The organism is Cryobacterium sp. Y50, from assembly GCF_002929805.1.
Classification (GTDB): domain Bacteria; phylum Actinomycetota; class Actinomycetes; order Actinomycetales; family Microbacteriaceae; genus Cryobacterium.
Map to the genome: position 1 here is coordinate 69,727 of NZ_PJJM01000105.1, position 23,349 is coordinate 93,075.

General features: G+C 63.6%; 28 protein-coding genes and 1 tRNA gene. 21 read left to right on the forward strand and 8 right to left on the reverse strand.

Features of this window, described 5'->3' with window-relative positions:
- Positions 1–54: 54 nt before the first annotated feature.
- From CXY73_RS21685 to CXY73_RS20390, 11 genes are all read left to right on the forward strand, one after another.
- Positions 55–246, forward strand: coding sequence for a hypothetical protein (locus CXY73_RS21685; RefSeq protein ID WP_104136004.1), 192 nt, complete (start codon positions 55–57; stop codon positions 244–246).
- Positions 247–305: 59 nt separating this feature from the next.
- A complete protein-coding gene (locus CXY73_RS20345; RefSeq protein WP_104178732.1) occupies positions 306–1,343 on the forward strand; it encodes a metal ABC transporter substrate-binding protein in 1,038 nt (345 codons plus the stop codon).
- A 7-nt stretch (positions 1,344–1,350) separates the two neighbouring features.
- Positions 1,351–2,148 carry a metal ABC transporter ATP-binding protein gene (locus tag CXY73_RS20350; protein WP_233198499.1) on the forward strand — a complete coding sequence of 266 codons (798 nt, stop codon included), beginning with the start codon at positions 1,351–1,353 and terminating at the stop codon, positions 2,146–2,148.
- Positions 2,149–3,033 (forward strand): metal ABC transporter permease, encoded by an 885-nt coding sequence (locus CXY73_RS20355; RefSeq protein ID WP_233198500.1) that lies wholly within the window; start codon positions 2,149–2,151, stop codon positions 3,031–3,033. It begins immediately after the preceding gene.
- Positions 3,033–3,884, forward strand: a complete 852-nt coding sequence (locus CXY73_RS20360) for a metal ABC transporter permease (protein ID WP_104136001.1) — start codon at positions 3,033–3,035, stop codon at positions 3,882–3,884. The genes CXY73_RS20355 and CXY73_RS20360 overlap by 1 nt, the downstream gene beginning before the upstream one ends.
- Positions 3,881–4,282 carry a Fur family transcriptional regulator gene (locus tag CXY73_RS20365; RefSeq protein WP_104178733.1) on the forward strand — a complete coding sequence of 134 codons (402 nt, stop codon included), beginning with the start codon at positions 3,881–3,883 and terminating at the stop codon, positions 4,280–4,282. Before CXY73_RS20360 ends, CXY73_RS20365 begins: the two co-directional genes overlap by 4 nt.
- Positions 4,283–4,527: 245 nt before the next feature.
- Entirely contained in the window at positions 4,528–4,764 is a 237-nt protein-coding gene (rpmB, locus tag CXY73_RS20370; protein ID WP_035835252.1) for a 50S ribosomal protein L28, read from the forward strand.
- A complete protein-coding gene (gene rpmG, locus CXY73_RS20375; RefSeq protein WP_035880539.1) occupies positions 4,764–4,931 on the forward strand; it encodes a 50S ribosomal protein L33 in 168 nt (55 codons plus the stop codon). The genes rpmB and rpmG overlap by 1 nt, the downstream gene beginning before the upstream one ends.
- 2 nt (positions 4,932–4,933) lie before the next feature.
- On the forward strand, positions 4,934–5,239 hold the full coding sequence (gene rpsN, locus CXY73_RS20380; RefSeq protein ID WP_092110538.1) for a 30S ribosomal protein S14: 306 nt from the start codon (positions 4,934–4,936) through the stop codon (positions 5,237–5,239).
- A 290-nt stretch (positions 5,240–5,529) separates the two neighbouring features.
- A complete protein-coding gene (locus tag CXY73_RS20385; protein ID WP_092447981.1) occupies positions 5,530–5,817 on the forward strand; it encodes an HU family DNA-binding protein in 288 nt (95 codons plus the stop codon).
- A 236-nt stretch (positions 5,818–6,053) separates the two neighbouring features.
- Complete coding sequence (locus CXY73_RS20390; RefSeq protein ID WP_104135999.1) at positions 6,054–8,045, forward strand: cytochrome c oxidase assembly protein; 1,992 nt, start codon at positions 6,054–6,056, stop codon at positions 8,043–8,045.
- A gap of 95 nt (positions 8,046–8,140) precedes the next feature.
- On the opposite strand, the gene CXY73_RS20395 is transcribed toward CXY73_RS20390, so the two are convergent.
- Positions 8,141–9,208: a hypothetical protein gene (locus CXY73_RS20395; protein WP_104178734.1), complete on the reverse strand. Its 1,068-nt coding sequence runs from the start codon at positions 9,206–9,208 to the stop codon at positions 8,141–8,143.
- 126 nt (positions 9,209–9,334) lie between these two features.
- Here CXY73_RS20395 and CXY73_RS20400 point away from each other — a divergent pair, with 126 nt between their 5' ends.
- Positions 9,335–10,690 carry an ATP-dependent RecD-like DNA helicase gene (locus tag CXY73_RS20400; protein WP_104178735.1) on the forward strand — a complete coding sequence of 452 codons (1,356 nt, stop codon included), beginning with the start codon at positions 9,335–9,337 and terminating at the stop codon, positions 10,688–10,690.
- A 38-nt stretch (positions 10,691–10,728) separates the two neighbouring features.
- Here CXY73_RS20400 and CXY73_RS20405 read toward each other — a convergent pair whose 3' ends face one another.
- The 4 genes from CXY73_RS20405 to CXY73_RS20420 all read right to left on the reverse strand — a co-directional run bounded on the left by CXY73_RS20405 (position 10,729) and on the right by CXY73_RS20420 (position 12,632).
- Positions 10,729–11,304: a hypothetical protein gene (locus tag CXY73_RS20405; RefSeq protein WP_104178736.1), complete on the reverse strand. Its 576-nt coding sequence runs from the start codon at positions 11,302–11,304 to the stop codon at positions 10,729–10,731.
- A 54-nt stretch (positions 11,305–11,358) separates the two neighbouring features.
- Positions 11,359–11,769 (reverse strand): DUF4383 domain-containing protein, encoded by a 411-nt coding sequence (locus tag CXY73_RS20410; RefSeq protein WP_104135995.1) that lies wholly within the window; start codon positions 11,767–11,769, stop codon positions 11,359–11,361.
- Between the two features lie 191 nt (positions 11,770–11,960).
- Positions 11,961–12,224, reverse strand: a complete 264-nt coding sequence (locus CXY73_RS20415; RefSeq protein ID WP_104135994.1) for a GlsB/YeaQ/YmgE family stress response membrane protein — start codon at positions 12,222–12,224, stop codon at positions 11,961–11,963.
- A gap of 132 nt (positions 12,225–12,356) precedes the next feature.
- Positions 12,357–12,632 carry a hypothetical protein gene (locus tag CXY73_RS20420; RefSeq protein ID WP_146072819.1) on the reverse strand — a complete coding sequence of 92 codons (276 nt, stop codon included), beginning with the start codon at positions 12,630–12,632 and terminating at the stop codon, positions 12,357–12,359.
- Between the two features lie 270 nt (positions 12,633–12,902).
- Here CXY73_RS20420 and CXY73_RS20425 point away from each other — a divergent pair, with 270 nt between their 5' ends.
- Positions 12,903–13,370, forward strand: a complete 468-nt coding sequence (locus CXY73_RS20425) for a MarR family winged helix-turn-helix transcriptional regulator (RefSeq protein ID WP_104135992.1) — start codon at positions 12,903–12,905, stop codon at positions 13,368–13,370.
- A gap of 91 nt (positions 13,371–13,461) precedes the next feature.
- Here the strand turns inward: CXY73_RS20425 and CXY73_RS20430 are convergent, their stop codons facing one another.
- Positions 13,462–14,325, reverse strand: a complete 864-nt coding sequence (locus CXY73_RS20430) for an NAD-dependent epimerase/dehydratase family protein (RefSeq protein ID WP_104135991.1) — start codon at positions 14,323–14,325, stop codon at positions 13,462–13,464.
- Positions 14,326–14,479: 154 nt separating this feature from the next.
- Between CXY73_RS20430 and CXY73_RS20435 the strand changes: the two genes are divergently transcribed.
- From CXY73_RS20435 to CXY73_RS20460, 6 genes are all read left to right on the forward strand, one after another.
- The gene (locus CXY73_RS20435; protein ID WP_104135990.1) at positions 14,480–15,745 is read left to right on the forward strand and encodes an alkaline phosphatase PhoX; all 1,266 of its coding nucleotides are present in this window, start codon (positions 14,480–14,482) and stop codon (positions 15,743–15,745) included.
- Positions 15,746–15,853: 108 nt separating this feature from the next.
- Positions 15,854–16,375, forward strand: a complete 522-nt coding sequence (locus CXY73_RS20440; RefSeq protein WP_104135989.1) for a methyltransferase type 12 — start codon at positions 15,854–15,856, stop codon at positions 16,373–16,375.
- A gap of 128 nt (positions 16,376–16,503) precedes the next feature.
- Positions 16,504–17,541, forward strand: a complete 1,038-nt coding sequence (locus CXY73_RS20445; protein WP_199185440.1) for a 2-keto-3-deoxygluconate permease — start codon at positions 16,504–16,506, stop codon at positions 17,539–17,541.
- A gap of 33 nt (positions 17,542–17,574) precedes the next feature.
- Positions 17,575–18,948 carry a four-carbon acid sugar kinase family protein gene (locus CXY73_RS20450; RefSeq protein WP_104178737.1) on the forward strand — a complete coding sequence of 458 codons (1,374 nt, stop codon included), beginning with the start codon at positions 17,575–17,577 and terminating at the stop codon, positions 18,946–18,948.
- Complete coding sequence (pdxA, locus tag CXY73_RS20455) at positions 18,945–19,970, forward strand: 4-hydroxythreonine-4-phosphate dehydrogenase PdxA (protein WP_104178738.1); 1,026 nt, start codon at positions 18,945–18,947, stop codon at positions 19,968–19,970. Before CXY73_RS20450 ends, pdxA begins: the two co-directional genes overlap by 4 nt.
- A gap of 83 nt (positions 19,971–20,053) precedes the next feature.
- Entirely contained in the window at positions 20,054–20,929 is an 876-nt protein-coding gene (locus CXY73_RS20460; protein WP_104178739.1) for a GntR family transcriptional regulator, read from the forward strand.
- A gap of 198 nt (positions 20,930–21,127) precedes the next feature.
- Here the strand turns inward: CXY73_RS20460 and CXY73_RS20465 are convergent.
- Positions 21,128–21,201, reverse strand: a tRNA-Gly gene (locus tag CXY73_RS20465).
- Positions 21,202–21,272: 71 nt separating this feature from the next.
- Between CXY73_RS20465 and dcd the strand changes: the two genes are divergently transcribed.
- Positions 21,273–21,854, forward strand: a complete 582-nt coding sequence (dcd, locus tag CXY73_RS20470) for a dCTP deaminase (RefSeq protein ID WP_104178740.1) — start codon at positions 21,273–21,275, stop codon at positions 21,852–21,854.
- 68 nt (positions 21,855–21,922) lie between these two features.
- Entirely contained in the window at positions 21,923–22,444 is a 522-nt protein-coding gene (locus tag CXY73_RS20475; RefSeq protein ID WP_104135984.1) for a hypothetical protein, read from the forward strand.
- Positions 22,445–22,480: 36 nt separating this feature from the next.
- Here CXY73_RS20475 and CXY73_RS20480 read toward each other — a convergent pair whose 3' ends face one another.
- Positions 22,481–23,281 (reverse strand): isocitrate lyase/phosphoenolpyruvate mutase family protein, encoded by an 801-nt coding sequence (locus CXY73_RS20480; protein ID WP_104178741.1) that lies wholly within the window; start codon positions 23,279–23,281, stop codon positions 22,481–22,483.
- Positions 23,282–23,349 lie beyond the last annotated feature (68 nt).

Sequence of the window (23,349 nt, forward strand, 5' to 3'; positions counted from 1 at the left end):
GGCGTCCGCCATCAATGCTGTACTGCCGGGGCCGCGACCGAACCACTGCCGTGCGTGACACGACCCCAGAGCCTGACCGACGTGTGGATTCTCGCGACGGATGCCCCAGCGCAGCTTGCCGGGGTAGCCACGGCACGGGCGGCTGGTGCCGCCGCCGCCGTGCTGGTGCTGGTGTCGGTGGACCAGCTGTACCTGCAGGCGTTCGCTTCGGTCGTGCCGGCGCCCGACCTCGTCACCTACCAGTAGTGCCCCCCAGAACGGGTAATGGTTTTGACAATCATTATCAACAGAGCTAATCTCGAAGCATGCACAAGAGATATTTAGCCGTTCCTGCACTCCTCGCGTCCGTAGCACTCGCCCTTTCGGGGTGCTCGGCCGGCACGACCGCCAGCGCCGACAACGGGGCCAATGACTTCAAGGTCGTCGCTACGACCACGCAGGTCGCCGACTTCACCCGCAACGTGATCGGAAACGCCAGCGGCGTCGATCTCACCCAGCTGATCCAGCCCAACCAGAGTGCCCACAGCTACGACCCGTCCGCGGCGGACCTGACCGCTCTTGGTGCGGCGGACGTGCTCGTGATCAACGGGGTCGGGCTCGAAGAGTGGCTCGACGACGCCATTGCCGCGTCGGGTTTCGACGGTGTGATGATCGACGCCGATGAGGGCATCACCATCTCCGAGGTAGGGGCCGGCGAGGACCACTCCGAGGACGAGCACGCTGACGAGGAAGCGGATGCGCACGCCGGCGAGGACGAGCACGCCCACGAGGACGGCGACCCGCACATCTGGACCGACGTGCACAACGCCGAGACCATCGTGCAGACGATCACCGACGGCCTGGTGGCTGCCGACAGCGACAACGCCGCGGACTTTGAGACCAACGCAGCAGCGTATTCCGCCCAACTCAGTGCGCTAGACGACTGGATCCGCACCAACGTGGAGACCGTTCCGGAAAGCGAGCGTCTGCTCGTGAGCAACCACGACGCCCTCGGCTACTTCACTGCGGCATACCACATCGACTATGTCGGCTCGGTTATTCCGAGTTTCGATGATAACGCCGAGCCGAGTGCGGCCGAGATTGATGCGCTGGTCGACGCCATCCAGGCCACCGGTGTCACCGCCGTATTCTCCGAGGCGTCGCTCAGCCCCAAGACCGCGGAGACCATCGCGACCGAAGCCGGCGTCACCGTCTATTCCGGCGATGATGCCCTCTACGTCGACTCGCTCGGGCCCGACGATAGCGCCGGTGACACCTACATCAACGCCCAGCTGCACAATACGACCCTGATGTTGGGATCGTGGGGCGTTACACCCTCTGCTTTGCCCGCCGACCTGCAATAGTTAACTCGTGATCGAGAACACTTCTCAAGAAACGCCAATATCGAACGCTGCCGCCGCTCTTCGAGTGGCGGCAGCGTCGTTTGCCTACGGCGCAGAGCCCGCCCTTACCGGCATCGATTTTACCGTGTTGTCGGGCCAGGCCGTTGCCCTGATCGGCCCGAACGGCTCGGGCAAGTCCACCCTGCTCAAAGGCATTCTCGGACTCATTCCCCGTACGATTGGAACCGTCGAGGTGCTCGGCCAGTGGCCGGCCCCGGCGGGGTACATCGGCTATGTGCCGCAGACCGACCAGCTCGACCCACATTTTCCGGTTTCGCTCGAGCAGGTCGTCATGATGGGCCGCTATCGCTCGCTCGGCTGGTGGCATTTGCCCGGTCGGGCCGATCGCCAGGCGGTTGCCGAGGCGATCGAGACTGTCGGCCTCAGCGACCGTGCGAGAACGCGCTTTGGTGAACTGTCGGGCGGACAGCAACAACGCGGTCTGCTCGCTCGCGCCGTCGCATCCGCCCCCCGCTTGCTTCTGCTCGATGAGCCCTTCAACGGACTCGACCAGGTGAACCGAGACGCCCTCATTGAAACGGTGAAGCGGCTCAAGCTGGCGGGAGTGGCCGTGCTCGTGTCCACCCACGACCTCGACCTGGCTCGCGCCGTGTGCGAAAGCGTGTTGCTGCTCAACGGCGCCCAGGTGGCATTCGGGCCGCGCGATACCGTGCTGACCCTCGCTAACGTGCAGCAGGCGTTCGGTTCGGTCGGCGTCGAAATGGACGAGCACACCATTGTCGTTCCCGGCCACGGGGGTCACTGAGTGGATGTCTTCACGCCGCTATTCAACGCATTTGACCTGCCGTTCATGGCCAGGGCGTTGCTAGTCCTCGTCGTGCTGAGCCTCGTGGCCGGCCTCGTCGGAGTGCTGGTGAACCTGCGGGGGCTGGAATTCATCAGCGACGGGCTCACCCACGCCGTCTTTCCCGGTGTGACGATCGGATTCGTCTGGGGCGGACGCGACGGCCTCTTCGTCGGGGCGATGGTCGCTGCTCTCATCGCCGCAGTCGTGCTCACGGTCATCGTCAAACGCGCGGTGACATCGGACGCCGCAATTGCCATCGTCTTCACGGCCATGTTCAGCGTCGGAATCATCGTGGTTTCTCGGGAAACAAATTACGTCGGTCAGCTGGACGCCCTGCTGTTCGGGCGCCTGCTGACCGTGAGCGAAGCCGAGGTCAATCAGACCGTGATCGTCTGCCTCGCGGCCCTGATCATCGTCGGGTTCACGCTCAAGGAGCAGGTTTTTCGCGCCTTCGACCTCGAGGGTTCTCGGGCCGCCGGTTACCGACCCCTCGTGCTCGACATTCTGCTCAACGTGGCTATCGCCCTCGTCGTCGTGGCCGCGAGCAGCGCCGTGGGCAACCTGCTCGTACTCGCCGTTTTGATCGTACCCGGCGCCGTCGCGCGCCTGGTGACCGATCGCCTGTGGCTGCTCTTTCCGGTGGCGGCCGGCTTTGCGATTCTGGCCGCCTGGCTGGGTCTCGCGCTCGGCTACGAAGCTTCGGTGAACCGCGGTGTCGACTTGCCGAGCGGCGCCACCGTCGTGCTCGTACTCGTTGCCGGCTACGTGCTGGTCCTGGTCGCTCGGCTTGGGATTGACCGGATCAACGTCCCTCGTCGCACTGCGGGCGCGGTGGTGCGCTGATGGACTACTTCGAACAGGCGCTGGTGGCCGCGTTGTTGATCGGGGCGCTCAGCGGCCTCGTCGGAACCCTCGTGGTGCTGCGCCAGCGCACCTTCTTCGCCCAGGCCCTGACCCACGCGACCTTCCCGGGAGCGGTGGGTGCGGCGATCCTGGGCGTGAGTATCCCGCTTGGCGCCGCGGTGGCCAGCGTCTTCATCGTGGGTATCATGACGATGATCGGTCGAGTCAAACGACAGGGAAACCAGGTCGCATCGGGCATTCTGCTCACCGCCGGGTTCGCGCTCGGTGTTCTGTTGCAGGGGCTCAATCCCTCCCTGCCGGTGAAGGTCGACTCCTACCTGGTCGGTTCCATCCTTACGGTGTCCACCAGAGATGTGACGCTCGTGGCCGTTGTGCTGGCGTTCGCCGTACTGGCCGTCGTGTTCCTGGGCAAGCAAATTATGTTCTCGACCTTCGACGTGAACGGCTTTCGCGCCGCTGGCTACCGCGAATGGCCGATCGAGCTGCTTACCTTGGTACTCATCACTGCCACCGTCGTAACCGCAATGCCTGCCGTCGGGGCTATCCTCGCCATCGCCCTGATTGCTGCCCCCGCCGCAGCCGCCCGGCTGGTCTCGCGCACGACCACTCAGATGTTCGTGATTGCTCCCGTGGTCGGCGCAGTTGCCGCCGTGGTCGGCGTGTTGCTTTCCCGCTCGCTCGACGTGGCCGCCGGCCCGACCATCGCCCTCACGGCGGCCGCGTTCTTCCTGCTCGCCCTGGTCGCGCGGCGACTGGTCGGTAGCGCTCGGATACCCAGAAAAGTGGATGCGCGCCCGCCTGCGCGAACATCGCTACGGTTGAACTCATGAAGCGAAACACCTGGCAGCGCGAGGCCGTTCGAGGCGCCCTCGATGATAACGACGGCTTTGTCAGCGCCCAGGCGTTGCACTCCGCCCTGCATGCGACCGGATCCCCGATCGGCTTGGCCACGGTCTACCGGGCCTTGGCCGATCTGGCGGTCAAGGGTGACGCTGACTCACTCCAATCGCCTGAGGGTGAAAGCTTGTACCGCGCGTGCAGCAGCAACGGGCACCACCATCACCTGATCTGCCGCAATTGCGGACTCACGGTCGAGATCGAAGCGGATGCCGTTGAACGCTGGGCCAAAGACGTCGCCGCCCAGAATGGGTTCACTCAGGCCGCCCACGTCGTAGACGTCTTCGGGCTGTGCGCCGCCTGCACGGCCAAAGCCGCCGCATCCGCTTAACAAGCGGCGCGGAAGCGGGTGAACAGTTGCTTCGTGCTCGATGAAGTAACCGTTCACCCGCTTCCGCGGCCAGGCGAGTTTGCGGGAGGCGCGCGGATCTAGTAGCATGGGCAACTGCTACGCCTGTGTGCGTACACTGCGGGCGTTTCTCCCCGGTCTCGAGTTAGTTCGGGGCTGATGTGGGGTTGTGCCCGTCGACAAGGGATCTTGGGAAGAGCATTCGCTCTTCGGTAATGGAGGAAACCATGGCATCTGTATGCCAGGTGACCGGAGCTGTTCCCGGCTTCGGACACAACATTTCGCACTCGCACCGACGCACCAAGCGTCGTTTCGACCCGAACGTTCAGAAGAAGACGTACTACGTGCCGTCGCTTCGTCGCAAGGTCACCTTGACCTTGTCCGCAAAGGGCATCAAGGTAATTGATGCTCGTGGTATCGAGAGTGTCGTTAAAGACGTTCTCGCTCGTGGGGTGAAGATCTAATGGCTAAGGCTCATGACGTACGTCCGATCATCAAACTTCGTTCCACGGCTGGAACCGGTTACACCTATGTAACCAAGAAGAACCGCCGTAACGACCCCGACCGTCTGGTACTCAAGAAGTACGACCCGGTCATTCGTAAGCACGTTGACTTCCGTGAGGAGCGCTAAACATGGCGAAGAAGAGCATGATTGCCAAGAACAACCAGCGCAAGGTCATCGTCGAGCGGTACGCCGTCAAGCGCCTTGAGCTCAAGAAGGCCTTGGTTGACCCTGCTGGCACCGACGAGTCGCGTGAAGCCGCTCGCAAGGGCCTGCAGAAGCTGCCGCGCAACGCGAGCCCGGTGCGCCTGCGCAACCGTGACGCCGTTGACGGTCGTCCCCGTGGCCACCTCTCCAAGTTCGGCATCTCGCGTGTTCGTTTTCGCGACATGGCGCACCGCGGCGAGCTGCCCGGCATCACCAAGTCCAGCTGGTAACTCCTTCTGGTAGCCGGTTTCGCCGGTCTCTGAACCATCAAAATGGGATGTCGACTTCGGTCGACATCCCATTTTGATGTTCACGACGTTTTCGCGGAGAGCGAAAATCGGGTGCCTGAGTGGGTAAAAGTACCTTGAAATGGTCGATAATCACCGTAAATCCGGGGATTCTGGCGGATCAATGCTAGATTTCAACTCGGTCGAACCGACCAGCGGGGCTTTTCTCTCGAGGAGCATCCGTATTACGAATATTGCTGTTTACACAGACGAAGGTCCGAGGAGGACACTCAATGGCTGACAAGTCGCTGAACAAGACCGAGCTCGTTGCCAAGGTTGCCGCTGACTCCGGACAGAGCCAGGCCGCCGTTGACGGCGTTCTGAATGCATTCTTTGCAACCCTGGCCGAGACCGTTGCCGCTGACGGCAAGGTCACCATCCCGGGATGGTTGGGCGTCGAGCGCACCGCAACCGCTGCTCGCACCGGCCGCAACCCGCAGACCGGCGCAGAAATCGCCATCGCGGCCGGCCACCGCGTCAAGCTGACCGCCGGAAGCAAGCTCAAGGCTGCCGCGAAGTAGCTTTCAGTACTGAAAAGGGGCGTCGACCACGGTCGGCGCCCCTTTTGGCGCCCCTGGGCATCTGTTTCCGGTGCTCGAGGGTTTGTGTCGGGACGTGAGTTTCGATCACCGAGACATGAATCTCGACCCTAAAAAAGCCGGTAAAGGGGCCAAAACTCACGGTTCGGCGGCGCGGGCGCATGGCGCGCGGCCTCAGGCGAGACAGATGCCCAGGGCTAGGCTAATAAGCTGGACGGGTGCCCCGTCTCGTCCGTGTTCTCGGACCGGCAGCTCTGCTGCTGGTCGCTGTGTTGTCCACCCTTGTCGCACTCGCCTATGGTGGTGGCGCCTCGGCCCAGCTGCTCGCCGACCCGGGGCCGGTGGTGCGCTGGGGACTCCCCCTCGCCAAGGTCGTCGTCAATATTGCAGCGGCCGGAACCATCGGCGCCCTCGTACTCACGCTTTTCGCCCTGAGCCCCAAGGAACGCGAGTTCGGAACCGCTCTCGACTTCGCTGCAGCCTCGGCAGCCTTGTTCGCCGTCGCATCTGCTGTCACCGGCTTTCTGACCTTTCTCCAGGTCACCAATGTTCCCTTCGGCATTAGTGATCAGTTCAGCGCCACGGTCGGACAGTTCTTCAGCCAGATCGAACTCGGCCAGGCCTGGCTCGCGACCACGCTGATCGCCGCCGGCGTCACCGTGCTCTGCTTCGCCGTGCGCAATCAGACCGCCCTGATCTTCGTCACAGTGCTGGCGTTGCTCTCGCTGCTGCCCATGGCGCAGCAGGGCCACTCGGCGGGCGCCGCCGGCCACAACGCCGCGATCACCGCCCTCGGCCTGCACCTCGTCTTCGCGGCGATCTGGCTCGGCGGCCTGCTGACTATCATCGTGTTGCGCACTCAGCTCGACGGTGAACGCATCCACTCGGTGATTGCACGCTATTCCTCCCTCGCCCTGGTCTCCTTCGTCGTGGTAGCGGCCTCCGGCTACGTCAGCGCCGAACTGCGCATCGGCAGCTGGGAAAACCTGTTCAGCCCGTACGGCTTTCTGGTGCTCGTGAAGGTCGCCGCCCTCGTGGCCCTCGGCGGCTTCGGCATTCTGCAACGCCGGTTCTTCATCAAGCGGATGCAGCAGGCCGAGCCCGCGCGCGGCCGCTGGTTCTGGTGGCTCGTGGTGACCGAACTCGGCTTCATGGGGCTCGCCTCTGGTGTAGCCGCCGCCCTCGCCCGCACGGCGACGCCGGTCGCCCAGGTCGTCGCCACCGAGATTCCGCAGTCAACACCGGCCCAGATTCTCACCGGCGAACTCTTGCCGCCGGAGCTGACCTTCTCCCGCTATTTCACCGAGTGGAACTTCGACCTCGCCTGGATTCTGTTTTGCGCGTTTGGCATCTTCTTCTATCTGGCCGGTGTCTGGCGGTTGCATCGCCGCGGCGACGCCTGGCCGATCTACCGCAGCGTGGTCTGGATTCTCGGCATCCTCACCCTGTTCTACATCACCAACGGTGGCGTGAACGTGTACGAGAAGTACCTGTTCTCCACCCACATGCTCATGCACATGTTGCTGACCATGCTCGTTCCCCTCATGCTCGTTCCGGGCGCCCCGGTGACCCTCGCCGCGCGCGCGATCGCCAAGCGACAGGATGGCAGCCGCGGAGCGCGTGAGTGGATTCTCACCGCAGTGCACTCACGCTTCGCCGGAATCGTCGCCAACCCGATCGTTGCCGCAGTGCTGTTCGGTGTCTCGCTCTGGGTGTTCTACTACACCTCCATTTTCAGCTGGGCGACGACCGACCACATCGGCCACCAGTGGATGATCGTGCACTTCCTGATCACCGGCTACCTGTTCGTGCAGTCGCTGATCGGCATCGACCCGGTGCCGTACCGCCTGCCCTACGCCTTCCGCCTGCTCCTGCTTCTGGTCACGATGGCTTTCCACGCCTTCTTCGGCCTCGCCCTGATGAGCGGCACCGGGCTGCTCTTGGCCGACTGGTACGGCGCGATGGGCCGCACCTGGGGCCTCTCCGCCATCGCCGACCAGCAGATGGGCGGCGGCGTCGCCTGGGGTATCGGCGAGCTGCCGACCTTTGTGCTGGCTGTTGTCGTGGCGATTCAGTGGAGTCGCGACGACACCAAGGTCACAAGGAGGCTGGATCGCAAGGCCGACCGCAACGAGGACGCCGAGTTGATCGCCTACAACGCGAACCTGGCGCGGATCAGCGAGCGCGACGCACAAAGTCCGCGCGGCTAGGGTCGGCGCTTGGTCACCCTGAGGGGGCGTTTTGAGGTCGATTTGCGACCCCACCGGGCGGCCACCTTGTCCCGTCGCAGTCGGGGTACGGGAGACTAGTGCAGCTGGATGGCCAGGGCGCCGCTGGGCTGCAAGACAACGCTGAGCCCCATGGTGAACGGCACGTTTTCGTCGCGGGTGCTGACGTCGCCGTCGAACAGGGATTGCACCTCGACTACGATGTGGGCTTGTCCAGCCGTCGCCACCATCTCGAAGGACCGTTCCCCGGCGGTAAGTTCAACTGCGGGGTAACCGGTGATCGACCAGACCGGGGCGCCCTCGATGCGGTCATCGATGGTGATACCCCACGGGCAGCTGGTCGGTTGCAGCACGGTCTGGGTGGCACACTCGTCGAGGAACTTATTCAGTTCTGACTGCACCTGCACGATCATCTCTTCGTTGGGCAGGGCGTCGATCTCGACCGCGGTGGCCCCGGATGCCGTCACGCGCACGCTCGTCTTCTCCGCGGTCAGCATGGCTGAGGAGTGTTCAAAGGTGTAGCGGTTCGGGGCGAAGGCGAGATACGCGGCGGACGTCGAGAAGGTGGCTGGCGCATCCGCTGCCGCGTGGGCGCGGGTATCGAGCGTGAGGCCATTGACCGTGAAGGTGCGTTCGTGCAGCACCGACACCTGCAGCATAGCGAGCGGGCTGACGGCAAACGTCCAGGCATTGAAGACGCCGGCGAAGGTTCCGGCCCGCTCGATCGTGAACGCCATACTCGACGCGGTACCGTTCAAATCAAACTCGAATACGACACGGTGGGTGTCATCGCCGGCCGCATTGCTGGGTGTGTCGCTCTTCAACTCGATATTGCTCAGGCCGCTCAAAACGGATGCACGCAGCAGCGTCTCCGGGAGATCTCCTGTGAGCTCCGCCGCGGCCAGTTCCGCGGCTGTTGGCATGACCCCACCGAGGGCGAGGGCTCCGACGGTGTCGCCGCGGGCGAGGGCATCGAGGTACTGCTCCACGAATCCGCCGGCGCTGTACACCGTGCGATTGAGGGCGGTGATGGTGCCCACGAGACCGGCCGCGAGGAGGGCGGCGACGACCACGAGGGCGAGGACGGCCCGGAGCATTCTGCCGCGGCGCCCGCTCGCCCGCTGGTTTTCGGCCGGGGTGGTCACATAAATATTGTACGGGGGGTGGGTCGGACCTGCGGCCAGTGCCCGATCCAGTGCTCGCAGCGGGTCCACGGGACGTTACAGTGGTATGTCCCCCGTGCAGCATGAGCCTGCCAGAGAAAGTGTGCCGTGTCCGAGATTCCGCTCAGCCGTGAACAGGCGCTGGTCTTCGCGGCGATCGAGGGAACCAAGCAGAACGTGTTTGTCACCGGTCGGGCCGGAACGGGTAAATCGACGCTGCTGAACCACCTCTCGTGGAACACCAGCAAGCAGATCGTGATTGCGGCACCCACCGGTGTCGCTGCGCTCAATGTGGGTGGCCAGACGATTCACTCGCTCTTTCGCCTGCCGATCGGAGTCATCGCCGACAGCCCGATCGACCAGAACGATCAGGTGCGCAAACTTCTCAATACCATCGACACCCTCGTCATCGACGAGGTCTCGATGGTTAACGCCGACCTGATGGACGCGATCGACCGCAGCCTGCGTCAGGCCCGCCAACGCCCGTTCGAGGTGTTCGGCGGGGTGCAGATCGTGCTGTTCGGCGACCCGTACCAGCTGGCCCCGGTACCAGGCGGCCCCGACGAACGCGCCTATTTCGCCGACCACTACCGGTCGATGTGGTTCTTCGACGCCAAGGTCTGGCGTGATGCCGAGCTGCGCATCTTCGAGCTCACCGAAATTCACCGCCAACGTGACAACGACTTCAAGCTCATGCTCAACGCCGTACGCCACGGTCAGGTCACCGCCGAGATCGGCGGTGCGCTCAACGGTGCAGGGGCACGAACCCCGCCGAGCGATGGCGTGATCACCCTCGCGACGCGCAATGATGCTGTGAACCGCATCAACGCATCCGCTTTGAAGAAGCTGTCGGGCAAGTCGCTCACCGCGAAGGCCGATATCACCGGGGATTTCGGCGGAAAGCAGTTTCCGGCCGACGAGGTACTCGAGCTCAAGGTGGGCGCGCAAGTGATGTTCTTGCGCAACGACTCGCCGCTCGATGGCGGGCCGCGCTGGGTGAACGGCAGTATCGGCACGGTCACCAAGGTCACCTCTACGGTGTTCGTGAATATTGATGGTGACGTGCACGAGGTCGAGCCGACGGTGTGGGAGAAGTACAAGTACACCTACAACGCAGCGACCAAGAAGCTGAGTCGGGATGTCGTGGCGGAATTCACGCAATTTCCACTGCGGCTGGCCTGGGCGGTCACCATTCACAAATCACAGGGCGCCACCTATGAGCGGGCCGTCGTCGACCTCGGTGCGCGGGTGTTCAGCCCCGGCCAGACCTATGTAGCGCTGAGCCGGCTGACCAGCCTCGACGGGCTGTACCTGACCCGACCGTTGCGACCGAGTGACATCATCGTCGACGAGAACGTCAAACGGTTCATGAACATCGAGGTGGTGCCGCCGGTGGCCGACCTGGCGGGGCTTGACACGTCGGGCGAGGAGTCAATCGACCCCGAAACCGAGCTGCCCGCCTGACCCGTGGTGTCATGCGTTCTTGAGCTCTGCGAGGGACTCTAGTGCGCGCCGTGGCCGGAGTCGGGGATGGCCGGTTCGGTCACTCCGTGTGAACCGTGGGGCACGGCGTGCGAGCCGACCTCCGTGGCGGCGAGGGCCGGGGTGGTGAGCGCCGAGAGCAGGAAGCCTCCAACGACGAGCCCGGTGATAAAGCGCCAGCCGCTCGGTGGGGCAGCCCTTACTATGGCAGGGCTCGAGGTTGCGGGCGTACGAGGCCCAGTCCGTGAGCGGCGCAGTGCGATGGCCACAGTGGCGGCCAGGAATACGTTGAAGAGTGAAGCTACGGCCATTGGGTACAGAGGCAGGCCACTTTGGCCGCTGGTCACCCCGAGGCCGCTGCCGACGACGGCGGTGACACCCCAAATGAAAACCGGGGTGAGCGCCGCTCCGACGATGACCCGGGGCACGAGCACCCGGCCAGCAGCGAGGGTGGCGATTCCCCAGCCGAGTTCGGCAACGCCGAACCCGAACAGGAGAACCGACAAGGGAAGCGGAGCGGTCACACCCACGGCCAAATGAATCAGGGCGGCGCCGAAAGCGGCGAAACCGAGCCAGGTGCGAACGACCGGGGACATGATGCTCCTATTATCTTGGTGCAAAAGGATGAAGTTATGGTGCGTTGTGGTGGGTTAGACGCTGGCCGTGCTGCGAACCGTTTTATCAGCGGTGAGACCGACACCGAGGAGCACGATCGCACTGGCGAGGTGCAGGAAGTGGTCGGCGGTGTTGAGCGCCAGGATGTTCAGCGAGGTGCTCGCAATGAAGAATCCGACGATACCGAGGAGCAGGTAGACGGCACCGATCGTGGTGTTGGTGGCCTTGGCCGCCATGGCGTTGGAGAGACCGGCGATAAGCAGCGCGGCACCAATCAAGAGGTGCGCGATGTTGTGCAGCGGGTTGACCTCGAAGATGCCGAGGAGCAATCCGCCCTCGGTGGCAATAAAGCCGATACTGCCAGTGACGGCAAAGCCGAGTAGTCCGACGAGAACGTAGACCGCGCCGAAGACGGTGGCGATCAGGCGATTGGGTGATGTGCGCATTTCAGGTGCCTCCTATGTGATTCACGGCTAAGCGTGGTTGCTATGTGTTCGGAGCTCCATCTGCTTCGGATTGGTACTAATTGTGGCCCTGATCTCCCCGTTTAGGGGGGCGCGGACGCACTGAGATCAAAAAACAGCGCGTCACCCGAAGAATCGGGTGACGCGCTGGCCGCGAATAATGTTGAGACGGATCATGCCTTGCGGCGGTTCGTGATCGCGCCGTAGATGAGCAGTACAATCAGCGAACCAACGATGGCCAGGGCCCAGGTGGTGAGCGAGAAGAATTCGCCCAGATTGACGTTGAACAAGAGCCCGCCGAGCCAACCGCCGAGGAAGGCGCCGACGACCCCGAGTAGCAGGGTGATAATCCAGCCCCCGCCTTGGCGGCCGGGCAGGATCGCCTTCGCGATGGCTCCGGCGATGAGACCGAGCAGGAGAAAACCGAGGAAACTCATGAGAACTGCCTTTCAGATTGACTTGGATGCGGCGCGGACGTGTGCCGTTCGCGTGAACCTACCCGCGGGCGTGCGCGTCGTCAATGGCCCGGGCCAACCATCCGATTTACCAGCGGATGTCGGTGGACGGCTTCAGTCCAGCCAGTAGTCGTCATCAAGGTACTGCGGACCGATCGCCGGGGTTGCGTCGTTGATATCGGGAAGGTCGACGGCATTGATCGTTTCAATCTTGACCATGGAGTGAGCCGTGATCAGCAGGGACACATGCGATCGCATGGAACTGACGACGTCGACGAAGCCTCCACCGCTGTGCACGGCGGCGGACAGGGCTGACTTGAGGCCGGCGATGTTGTACTCGGACGACAGGTAAAACCAGTCGTTATTGATCGTCAACCGGTAGCTCTGCATTGCATGGTCCATTTCGTTGTGACAGGTTCGTGGGCGCGCTGCCGGTCAAAAGCGTGCGGGGCTTCGCGGCCACCATAGACTCCGCGCGCCGCGCTAGACCGCCAGCGCGACTTTCAATATACGGGATTTACCTCAAACAGCAAACTATTTAAAAGTTAAGAAACTTACGAATTGATCTAACCGCTACACTGACAGAACAGAATGCCCTCACGGGCAATTTTGCGCGCCTGAAGTTGGGCGAAACAAACAGACCAGAGGTCAGGAGAACTCATGTACGGTCGGGACACTTCCGGACGCGCCCAAGATGCCTTGTCGGCATCCGCTTTAACTTTTCTGCGCGCCATGGATCGCAATCGAAACCGGGTCGCGGCCGAGTGCGGCCTGACCGGCAGCGAGCTACGGGCCGTGGCTCGCGTGGCCGAAGCGGGAAGTATCACCCCGAAATTACTCGCGTTATCGATGGAAATGACCACCGGCGCCGTGACGGCGATCTCGAATCGCCTTGTGGCCTTGCAACTGCTGACGCGTGGTGCCCACCCGCATGATCGGCGCAGTCTGCTGCTGACCTTGACGCCCGCCGCAGAGCAGCTCACGCAGAAAATTTACGACGACTTTGAGGCGCTCATCGCCCACTCCGTGCGCGAGATCGGCCCGGAGGAACAGTCGCGGCTGGGCGCTATGCTGACCGCTATGGCGTTGACCGTGGATGCGGACGCCGATCTGAGTCTGACCGCCTGAGTCTGACCGCCTGAGTCTGACCGCCTGAGTCTGACCGCCTGAGTCTGACTGCTTGAGTTTGGCGGTCCGGGCTTGTTCGGCTGGGCAGCCGTTAGGGGTGGCGGATTCCACGCCCGGCCAGCATGGATCGATAGCCCTCCCGATAGGTGGGGTAGCTGAAGGTGAAGCCCGTATCGCGCAGGAGCTGATTGCTCAGGAGCTTGTCGCCACCACGCTGGCTTTCGCGGGTGCGCGTCGGCTGGTCCGACTCGTTCAGCGTCGGTTTGGGTAGGTCGAGCTCGGCGGCGAGAAAGGTCAGCACCTCGTCGCTGCGTACCGGCTCGTTGTCGACGCCGAGATAGAGCGGCGCCGGTTGCTCAGAACGCAGCAGCAGGTGAACGATAGCGGCGGCTGCGTCGTCCCGATGGATGCGGTTGGTGTGGCGTGACTGGGCGGAGAGCCCGGCACCGGCTCGTACTTGCTCGATCAGGCGTTCACGACCGGGGCCGTAGATGCCGGCCAGGCGCAAAACGATCGCGGCGGGGAGACGGGAGTGGAGCATCCGTTCGGCATCGAGCACAATTGAATCGGTGCCCGGTTTCGGGTTTGCCGGGGTCTGCTCGTCGACCCGGCTGCCGTCATTGACGTCGTAGACCGCCGTCGAAGACACCAGCAGCATGCGGCGCGGCGTGACCCGAGCATCCCTGAGAGCGTCGAGCAGGTTGCGCAGGCCGTCGAGGTAGGCGGCGCGGTAGGCCGTGACCGTTGGGCTGCCAGCTGAGAGAGCCACGACCACAAACTTGGTATCTGATGGAATGACGGGTTTTTGAATGCTCAGGTCGATGGATTGGCCGGTGATTTCTGCGGGTAGCACCCTCGCCGTGCGACGCAGCCCGACCACAGCGTGCCCCAGTCGGGCAAATCGCAGACCCACCTCGGTGCCGAGGTCGCCGCATCCAGCGATGAGTACCGTCATCTGTCTCCTTGTGCTCAGGGACAACGCTAGCTGGCTTCGGCGCCGAAATGGACAATCCGGGATAGTCACTGAAACGTGGGGTGAGCGTTGCCGCCTGTTCACCTCGGGAAAATACTCTTGAGAAGTTCTCAGCCATCGACTCAGAAGGATTGACATGATCAAGAAGATTGCAACTGGCGCTGTATTCGTCTCCCTGCTGCTCAGCCTCGGAAATGCTGCCCACGCAGGTTCGGTTGGCCCCAAGGCGGGTTCTGACGACCACGGAAAAGGTGCGTTCGCATTTGAGCCCCTCGCCGCATCCGCCTACGATCAGGCCAGCAGTGACTGGACCGTGCCGTACCTCGTGCCAGCCGGTTTCACGCAGACCCTGGTGAAGGACGAGACCGTGCTCGATGTTTACCCCGGCGTCGATGACCTGCACGATATGAATACCCACAATGAGACCGGCCACGAAGCCGGACGCTATCTGTACAACACCTACGAGGTCGGCGAGAACGGCGCTGTGGCTGTCACTGATTTGAAGACCGGCAAAGCCTCGGTCATCGCCCAGCGAGCCGACTGGAATCGCCTGGACGGCATCCGTTGGACGCCGTGGGGTTCCCTGCTGATTACCGAAGAGACGGCTGGCGGCAAGGTCTACGAGCTGTTCCTCGACAAGAAAGACCTCACCAAGGTCGTCAAGATCGAGGAGCGAATCGCGCTCGGCGTATTGCGCCATGAGGGCATCGACGTCGACAAGGACGGCAACGTTTACGTCATCGACGAGCTCAATGGTGGTTCGGTCTACAAGTTCGTACCCACCCGCAAGGGCAACCTTGCAATAGGCCAGCTCTACGCGCTCAAGCTGACCGGGCTGGCCGATGCCGATCAGCTCTGGAATCAGGCGACCTTCGCGAACAAGGTCGGCTCTTTCACCTGGGTTGCCCTCGACCAGAATCAGGTTCAAACGGATGCCGACGTCGCGTCGAACGCGGTCGTCGCGACCGAATTCGGTCGCCCCGAAGACGTCGAGATCATTGACCACACGCTGTACGTGGCCAACACCTCGGAAGACCGCGTCATCGCCATCGACCTGAAGAAGAGCCTACTCAGCACCTTCGTGCAGGCCGGGGTCAACGCGCCGGTCGAGAACCAGACCGCTGGAATCACGGGATTCAACAACCCCGATAACCTGGCTGAGGGTCCCGACGGCGCCCTGTGGATCGTCGAGGACAACAGCTTCAGCGATGTCTACCGGGCCAGCACGCGCACCAATAAGGTCGGTAACTCCACGAACGTTGAACTCTTCGCTTCCCTGACAGACCAGGGCGCCGAGACGACCGGCATCTACTTCGGTAAGAATCCGAAGGACCTCTACGTGAGCGTGCAGCACCCCGACAAGGCGCTCGCCGACGGTATCTGGAAGATCAGCAAGCGCTAAGTTCGGCCTGGCATCGACGCGCCGCCCGGCAGCCGGGCGGCGCATGCGTCTAATCAGGTGCTGCGACCGGCCGCAGATGCGTCGAAAGGTGGCCGCTACCATGAAGCCATGGCTATTGTTCCTGACACGTCTGACTGGACCTGGGTGCTCGAACGACCCTGCCCCGACTGTGGATTTCGGGCGAATGCGGTGGCCTTCGACGACCTTCCGCGCTTGATTCGCGAGAATGCGGCGGCGTGGGGTGCAGTGTTGGTGCGAGCGGATGCTGCGGTGCGCCCGAACGATCACACCTGGTCGCCTTTGGAATACGCGGCCCACGTGCGCGATGTCTGTCGGCTCTTCGAGGAACGCCTGCACCTGGTGCTGACCGAAGACGACCCGCTGCTGGCGAACTGGGACCAGGATGCCACGGCGATCGCCGAGCGGTACGACCTGCAGGTGCCGGAGACGGTGGGTAGCGAGCTTGCTGCGGCTGCAGCATCCGTTGCCGAGCGCTTTGCGAAGGTCGCGGTGGATGCCCGCCAGCGGACCGCGCGCCGCAGTGACGGGCCGTCGTTTACTGCAGCAACGCTCGGGGCGTACTTTCTGCACGATATCGTGCATCATCGCCACGACGTGGGTGCCGACTAACGATCGAGCTGGAAGCGCGCTAGGGGGTAGAAACGGGTTGACATCGCGGCTTGGCCGGATAAAGTAAGTACATTGTGTACGTACACATTATTCGCGGGCATCGCAGCCCCTAGCTAAGGAGATTCGCCATGGTAGCCGGATCCAAAATCGTCAGCCGAGTGCCTTTGTTTGATGGCATGAACCGCATTCCCGGTGGACTGATGCTCCTTCCACTTATTCTCGGCTCTGTCGTGGGCACGTTCTTCCCTGGCTTTCTCAGCATGGGTAACTTCACCACCGCACTATTCCAAGCCAGTGCGCTTCCACTGATCGGCCTGCTGATCTTCGCCACAGGCATGCAGATCACCCTGAAAACATCCGGTCCGGTGCTCGCCACCTCCGGAGTCCTGCTGCTCTGCAAGTCCATTATTCCGGCCACGATCGTCGTGCTCCTCGCCCAGATCGTGGGCATCGATGGAATTTTGGGCGTTTCCATTCTCGCGCTGCTCGTGACCATGGACAACAGCAACGGTGGCCTCTGGCTTGCCTTTACCGGGCGCTATGGAGATGCCCGCGACCGCGGGGCATACATGGCTTCCGCCATCAATGACGGGCCCTTTTTCTCAATGCTCTTCCTGGGCGTCGCTGGCCTGGCCAACATTCCCTTCCAACTGCTTCTGGCGGCCGTCATTCCGTTGCTGATCGGCGTGATCGTGGGCAACCTCGACCAGAAATGGACCGAGATCATGCGCCCGATCCCGAACATGATCATTCCGTTCTTCGCCTTCGCGTTGGGCACCGGCATCAACCTGCAGAATGTGCTGACCGGGGGACTGTCCGGTATCATCGTGGGCATCGTCGCCACCCTACTCACCGGCACGCTCGCCTATCTCGGCTACCGATTCATTCTGCGCCGCGGTAACAAGTCCGGCATCGGTATCGCATCGGCCACCACGGCCGGCAACGCGATCGCCACCCCGGCCATCATCGCCCTCGCCGACCCTACCTTTGCACCCTTCGTCGAGGTCGCAACGGCCCAGGTCGCCTCCGCAGTACTCGTCACCGCGGTGTTCGCGCCGCTGCTGGCAGCCTGGGTACTCAAAAGAGAAGGTGGCCTGGTTGCCAATGAGCCGGCCGCCGAATCCTCCGGCGACACTGTTGCGGTACACACGGTCGAACACTCATGACCGGCCGCATCCGCCAGTATCACGCCCGCCACCATGGTTGAGCCCTTCCGACATGACTTGGAGCATCCGGAGTCAGGCCCCCTGGCCGACGGAACGCGTGCCGACCATGTTTCCGTAGGCATCGTGGCCGATGACCTCACCGGTGGCGGCGATTCAGCGGTGCAATTTGCCCGCGACGGATGGCGCACCCGGCTCGCATTGACCGCGCCCGACAGCGGAGCCACCAGCCACGGAACGGTTCTCGCGGTGGTGTCCGACGCCCGCGCGCAGTCGGCGCAGCTCGCCCGAATGAGTACATCAGAGGCCGTGGAGGCGCTCGGGAATGCGGGCGTCAATCGGCTCCTGCTTAAAATCGACTCGACCATGCGGGGCTCGGTTCACGCTCAAATTCACGGCGCGGTCACCGCGTGGCGCAAGCTTTACGATGCAGCTTTCGCTGTTGTTTGCCCCGCGTATCCGGCAATGAAACGAACCGTGCAGAACGGTCGGGTTCTGGTCAATGGTCAGGGTGTGGAGACGACGGCCGTTGGCACCGATCCGGTGACGCCCGTGACAACGAATTTGCTGTCGGAACTGGTGCCGGGAAGCGTTCACATCTCCCTTGGCCGGGGAACGCCCCTGGAACACGCCGAACAACTGCGCGCCGCGGCACGCAACCAGACCCGCGTCGTCACGGTCGACGCAGCAACGGATGCGGACCTGATGGTACTGGCCGAAGCTGTGGCCCTGCTCGGGGCCGAGGCCGTTCCCGCCGGGAGCGCCGGGCTGGCGCTTGCGCTCTCGCAGGTCTGGTGCCGTGACCTGGCCGCCGCGGCAGAGTCACGGCGGGTGCGGGCAGGGCGTGTGGTCATCGTGGTCAGTTCGCTGCACGATGTCTCCCGGTCTCAGTACGATCATCTGGTCGGCAGCACCCCGCCGCAACACGTGCGCACATTCGCGCCGAGCCTGAGCGTGTTGCTCGAGCCGGCTGCGGTTGGCCGTTGGATTGCCGCGGAGCTAGCGGCGGCACCATATCTTCCCGCGATCGTGATCGTGGCAACCCCATCGGAGCGGCCCGCGGCATCCACTGCAACTGAATCGGCGGCCGTAATTATCGCCGACGGGCTCGCGACAATCACCGCGGCGGTATTCGCACACCGTTCCGTGGGAGCTTTGGTGCTCATGGGCGGCGAGGGCGCGCGGGCCGTGCTCAATCGCTTTGAGGCCGGTGCCATCGTGGTGACGGATGCCATTCGCGAGGGAATTCCGGTAGGCCTAATCGAAGGCGGCCTCGCTGACGGCCTGACTGTCGTCACTAAGGCCGGCGGCTTCGGCGTCACATCGTCGATTGCCGATATTCTTCCCGAACTCTTGGCTGACCACGTGCTTAGCCCCTCTATCAGCCCGAACATAGGAGTACACCCATGACACTTCCCATCCTTGCTGTCACCATTGGAGACGTGGCCGGAATCGGTCCCGAGATTACGGCCAAGTCACTGCTCGGTCACGGAGACGTTCGCACGCGGTGCGTTCCCGTCGTAATCGGCGATGAGGCGGCGATGCGCCGCGGCGTGCTCAACGTGGGCGGCGATCAGGCGGCGATTCGCGTGATCGCTAATGTGGCCGACGCCCGTAACGAGCCCGGAACAATTGAGCTGTTGCAGACCGGCCCGTCACTCGAACACGTGGAGCAAGGCGTGCTCAGTGCCGCGGCCGGCGATGCCTCCTACCGTTTCGTGGTGGAGGCCTGCCGGCTCGCCCGCGCCGGCGAGGTGCAGGGAATCGTGACGGCGCCGCTGAACAAGGCTGCGATGCACGCCGGTGGGCACAACTGGCCCGGCCACACCGAGCTGCTCGCTCACGAATTCGGGGTGAAAAATTTTTCCCTCGTGTTGTCGGCCGGGGACCTGTATTTTTTTCACCTCACCACGCACGTGTCGATGCGCCAGGCTATCGAGAACATCACGATCGAGCGCACTCTTTCGGTGTTAGAACTGGCTGGCGCCTTCGCCAAATCCATGGGCAAGCCCGATGAGCTGATTGGACTCGCCGGCCTCAACCCGCATGCGGGCGAAAATCGGCTCTTCGGAAATGAAGATGCCGACATTTTGGCACCGGCCGTGGTCGAGGCCAGGGCTCGTGGACTCAACGTCGTTGGCCCCCTGCCCGCCGACGCTCTGATTCCCGCGGCCGTACGCGGAAAGTACAACCTCGCCGTGGTCTGCTACCACGACCAGGGTCACGCACCCTTCAAAGCCGTCTACGGTGACGACGGCGTGAACATCACGGTCGGACTGCCAGTCGTGCGCGTGTCAGTCGACCACGGCACCGCGTTCGACATCGCCGGTCAGGGAATCGCCCGCGAGGCCAGCCTCGTGCTGTCGCTGGAACGCGCCGCAGCACTCGCGCCCGGGTGGGACCACGTGTGGCGGGCCGCGCAGGCCGCCTAACCGTCATGGCCAGCCGAGCGCATGCCCGGTCCGCGCAGGCAGCGCGGCCGGGGCGATGGCACTCTGCGCCCTACGATGGAGTGATGTGGCTAGATGAAGTGCCCGCCGGGGCGGTCAATGCCGCCAACGGCAGCCCACTGCACAGCCAGGTTGGGGCAATCATCCGTTCCCATATCGTCAATGGGCAACTGCCGCCCGGGTCGCAGTTGCCCACCGAGGCGGAGTTGCAGGAACGGTTCTCCGTTTCCCGCTCGGTCGTGCGTCAGGCACTCGCCGCGCTCAGTGCTGAAGGCCTCGTTCAGCGCGGGCGCGGGCGCGGCAGCGTGGTGTCGCCGCGCGGTGAGCACCATCGACTCGTGCAGCGCATGTCGGGCCTGTCCACCCAGATCTCGGCCGAGGGCGCTGATGTCTTCACCGCCGTGCTCGCACTGGCGCCCGAGCAGAATGCTGCTGCATCAGCGGCGCTGGGTGGGGCTGAGGTCGTCGGTATCCGTCGACTGAGATCTGCCGGCACCGGCCCCCTCGCGGTCATTCACACCTGGCTGCCCCTGTCGATTGGTGCCGGCCTCACGGCCGTCGAGCTGACGGATGCCTCGCTGCACACCGTTCTGCGTTCTCGCCTGGGCGTGTCGTTCGTCTCGGGCCGCCGGCAGGTGCGCGCTGTAGCTGCCACGGAGGGCCTGGCGAAGCTGTTGCAGATCAGTGTGGGGGAGCCGCTGCTACTGCTCGAAGGTACGAGTCTTGACGAACATGGCGTGCCCATCGAGATGTTCTCCACCTGGCACCGTGCCGACCGCGTGGTTTTCGACCTCGACGTGGTCGACGCCGATGCGCCGGCTATCGCACCTGACCTAGCGCACGCCGACGGCCGTGTGACCCGCCCCCAGCTGGCAGCTCACGCCGCGGACTTAGCCCGCCAGCTCCACGAGCTATCCGTGGAACTGGACCGGAACGACTGACCCGAGATCGGTACCTGTTGTAGAAGGCGCACCAGCCTGGCTGCCGATCCGCGCGATGTGCTGAAATCGCACCATACGAGAGCGTAGCGAAGCTGTCGGGCACTGCTAAAGGTCGGTGCCCTCCACGGTGCCCTCCGTTGTGCCCGCTGAGCGAATGCTTCCCGGTTGGGCGTCGACGCCCTCACGGGACTTATGCAGTGGAGCGGATGACGGGAATCGAACCCGCGCTATCAGCTTGGGAAGCTGAAGTTCTACCATTGAACTACATCCGCGCGCCCGACCGTGAGCGAACAACAATCGGAACGGTGCCAGCATATCAACCCGGCGCGGCTAGGCTGGCACCGTGCTGCTCTCAGATCGCGATATCAAAGCTGAACTCGACGCTGGACGAATCGGTTTGGAGCCGCTCGACCCGGCCATGATCCAGCCATCGAGCATAGATGTGCGCCTGGACCGCCTGTTTCGGCTGTTTGACAACCACAAGTACGCCTACATCGATCCGGCCGAGGATCAGCCGGAACTGACCCGCCTGATCGAGACCAAGCCCAACGAGCCGTTCATTCTGCACCCGGGCGAGTTCGTGCTCGGCGCCACCTATGAGCAGGTGACCCTGCCCGACGACATTGCCGCCCGGCTCGAGGGCAAGAGCTCGCTCGGGCGTCTCGGTCTACTGACCCACTCCACAGCCGGGTTCATCGACCCGGGCTTTTCGGGCCACGTCACGCTCGAGCTCAGCAACGTCGCGACACTGCCGATCAAGCTTTGGCCCGGAATGAAGATTGGCCAGCTGTGCTTCTTTCAGCTCAGCTCTCCGGCCGAAAAGCCGTACGGCTCGAGCGAATACGGCTCCCGCTACCAGGGACAGCGCGGCCCGACGGCTTCGCGCTCGTTCCAAAACTTTCACCGCACCGCCATCGAGCGCTGAACCCCCTTCGAAAGAAGGCGGATGCCCGGGTAATCCGAACGTAACCTCGCGTCGGGTAAAATCTAGGTATGACTTCCATGCCCACCCGATTCGACGAGGCGCTCATCGCGCACGGTCCGACGCCGGAGTACCCCGGGCGCATGCACCGTTTCGGCCAGATGGTCGGGTCCTGGGCCGCCAAGGGCACCCGACTTGACGAGACCACCGGTGAGTGGCTCGAACGTGACTTTGTTTGGATGGTCGAATTCATCCTCGACGGTCGGGCCGTGCAAGATGTGGAGGTCGTCGCGAGCACGACGCACCCGTCTGGATTCGAAACCGTCGCGACCACAGTGCGCGTCTACGACCCCTTGGCCGGAGCCTGGCGCGTCAGCTACTTCGCCCCGGCACTGGGCGAATACTGCCAGCTCATAGCAACCCCATACCGCCATGGTGTGCGGCAGGAGGGCACCCGCACCGACGGCCGCCCGATCCGCTGGAACTTCACTGCTATCACTCCCGACAGCTACAAGTGGGAGGGCTGGGTCTCCGCCGACGAGGGAACGACCTGGCAACTCATCGAACACAACGAGGCCACCCGCATCCGCTGAAAAAACGGATGCCAGTAGCCTCGGCGAGTGGGCGGCCTACAGGGCGAACTTGAAGCCGAGGCCGTCGGGGTACTCACCGAGGGCGGTGAGGTTCGTGGCCGCGGTCTGCAGAGCCGCGAGGGTGAGGGCGAGCGTGCCAGGACCGAAGCTGACTCGGCTGATGCCGAGTTCGGCGAGGCGCCCCAGCGGAACGAGTCCGGGCGCACCGATCACCGAGATCTTGCCGTTGACCTGCTCGATCGCGCGCGACACCTTGTCTTCGTCGGTGAGGCCGAGGAAGAAGATGACGTCAGCGCCGGCGCCGAGGTAGGCGTTCGCGCGGGCGACGGCTTCGTCCCAGTCACCGCCGCCGGCCAGGGTGTCGACGCGGGCGTTGATCACCAGTGGAATGCCGCTCTGGTCGGCTCCGGCACGGGCCGCTGCTACGCGTGCGGCGGCGGTTTCGATGTCGAACTGCGGGGCCTTCTCACTGCCGACGGAATCCTCAATGTTGATGCCGACGATGCCGGATTCCTCGATGAGGCGACGCACGTTGCGGGTCACGCCCACGGCATCCGGGGCATAACCCTTTTCGAAGTCGGCTGAGACCGGTAGGTCGACGGCACCGGCGATGATCGTGGCGGCACGGATAGCCTCGTCGAGCGAGAGGCCCTCACCGTCTTGTAAACCTCGCACGTTCGAGATGGAGTGGCTCGCGGTGGCGAGGGCTTTGATGCCGGGGGCGTCGGCCACGATCTTGGCGGTGATGGCATCCCACACGTTGGTCACGATGAGAGGCTCGCCCGGTACGTGCAGCGAGAGCAGGAGTTCGGCCTTCTGGAGCTGGGTAAGTGTCATGCGTGCCAGTCTGACCGGCTCGCGCGCCCCAAGCGAGGGGACGGCCTCATTCCAGCGGATGCTCAGGA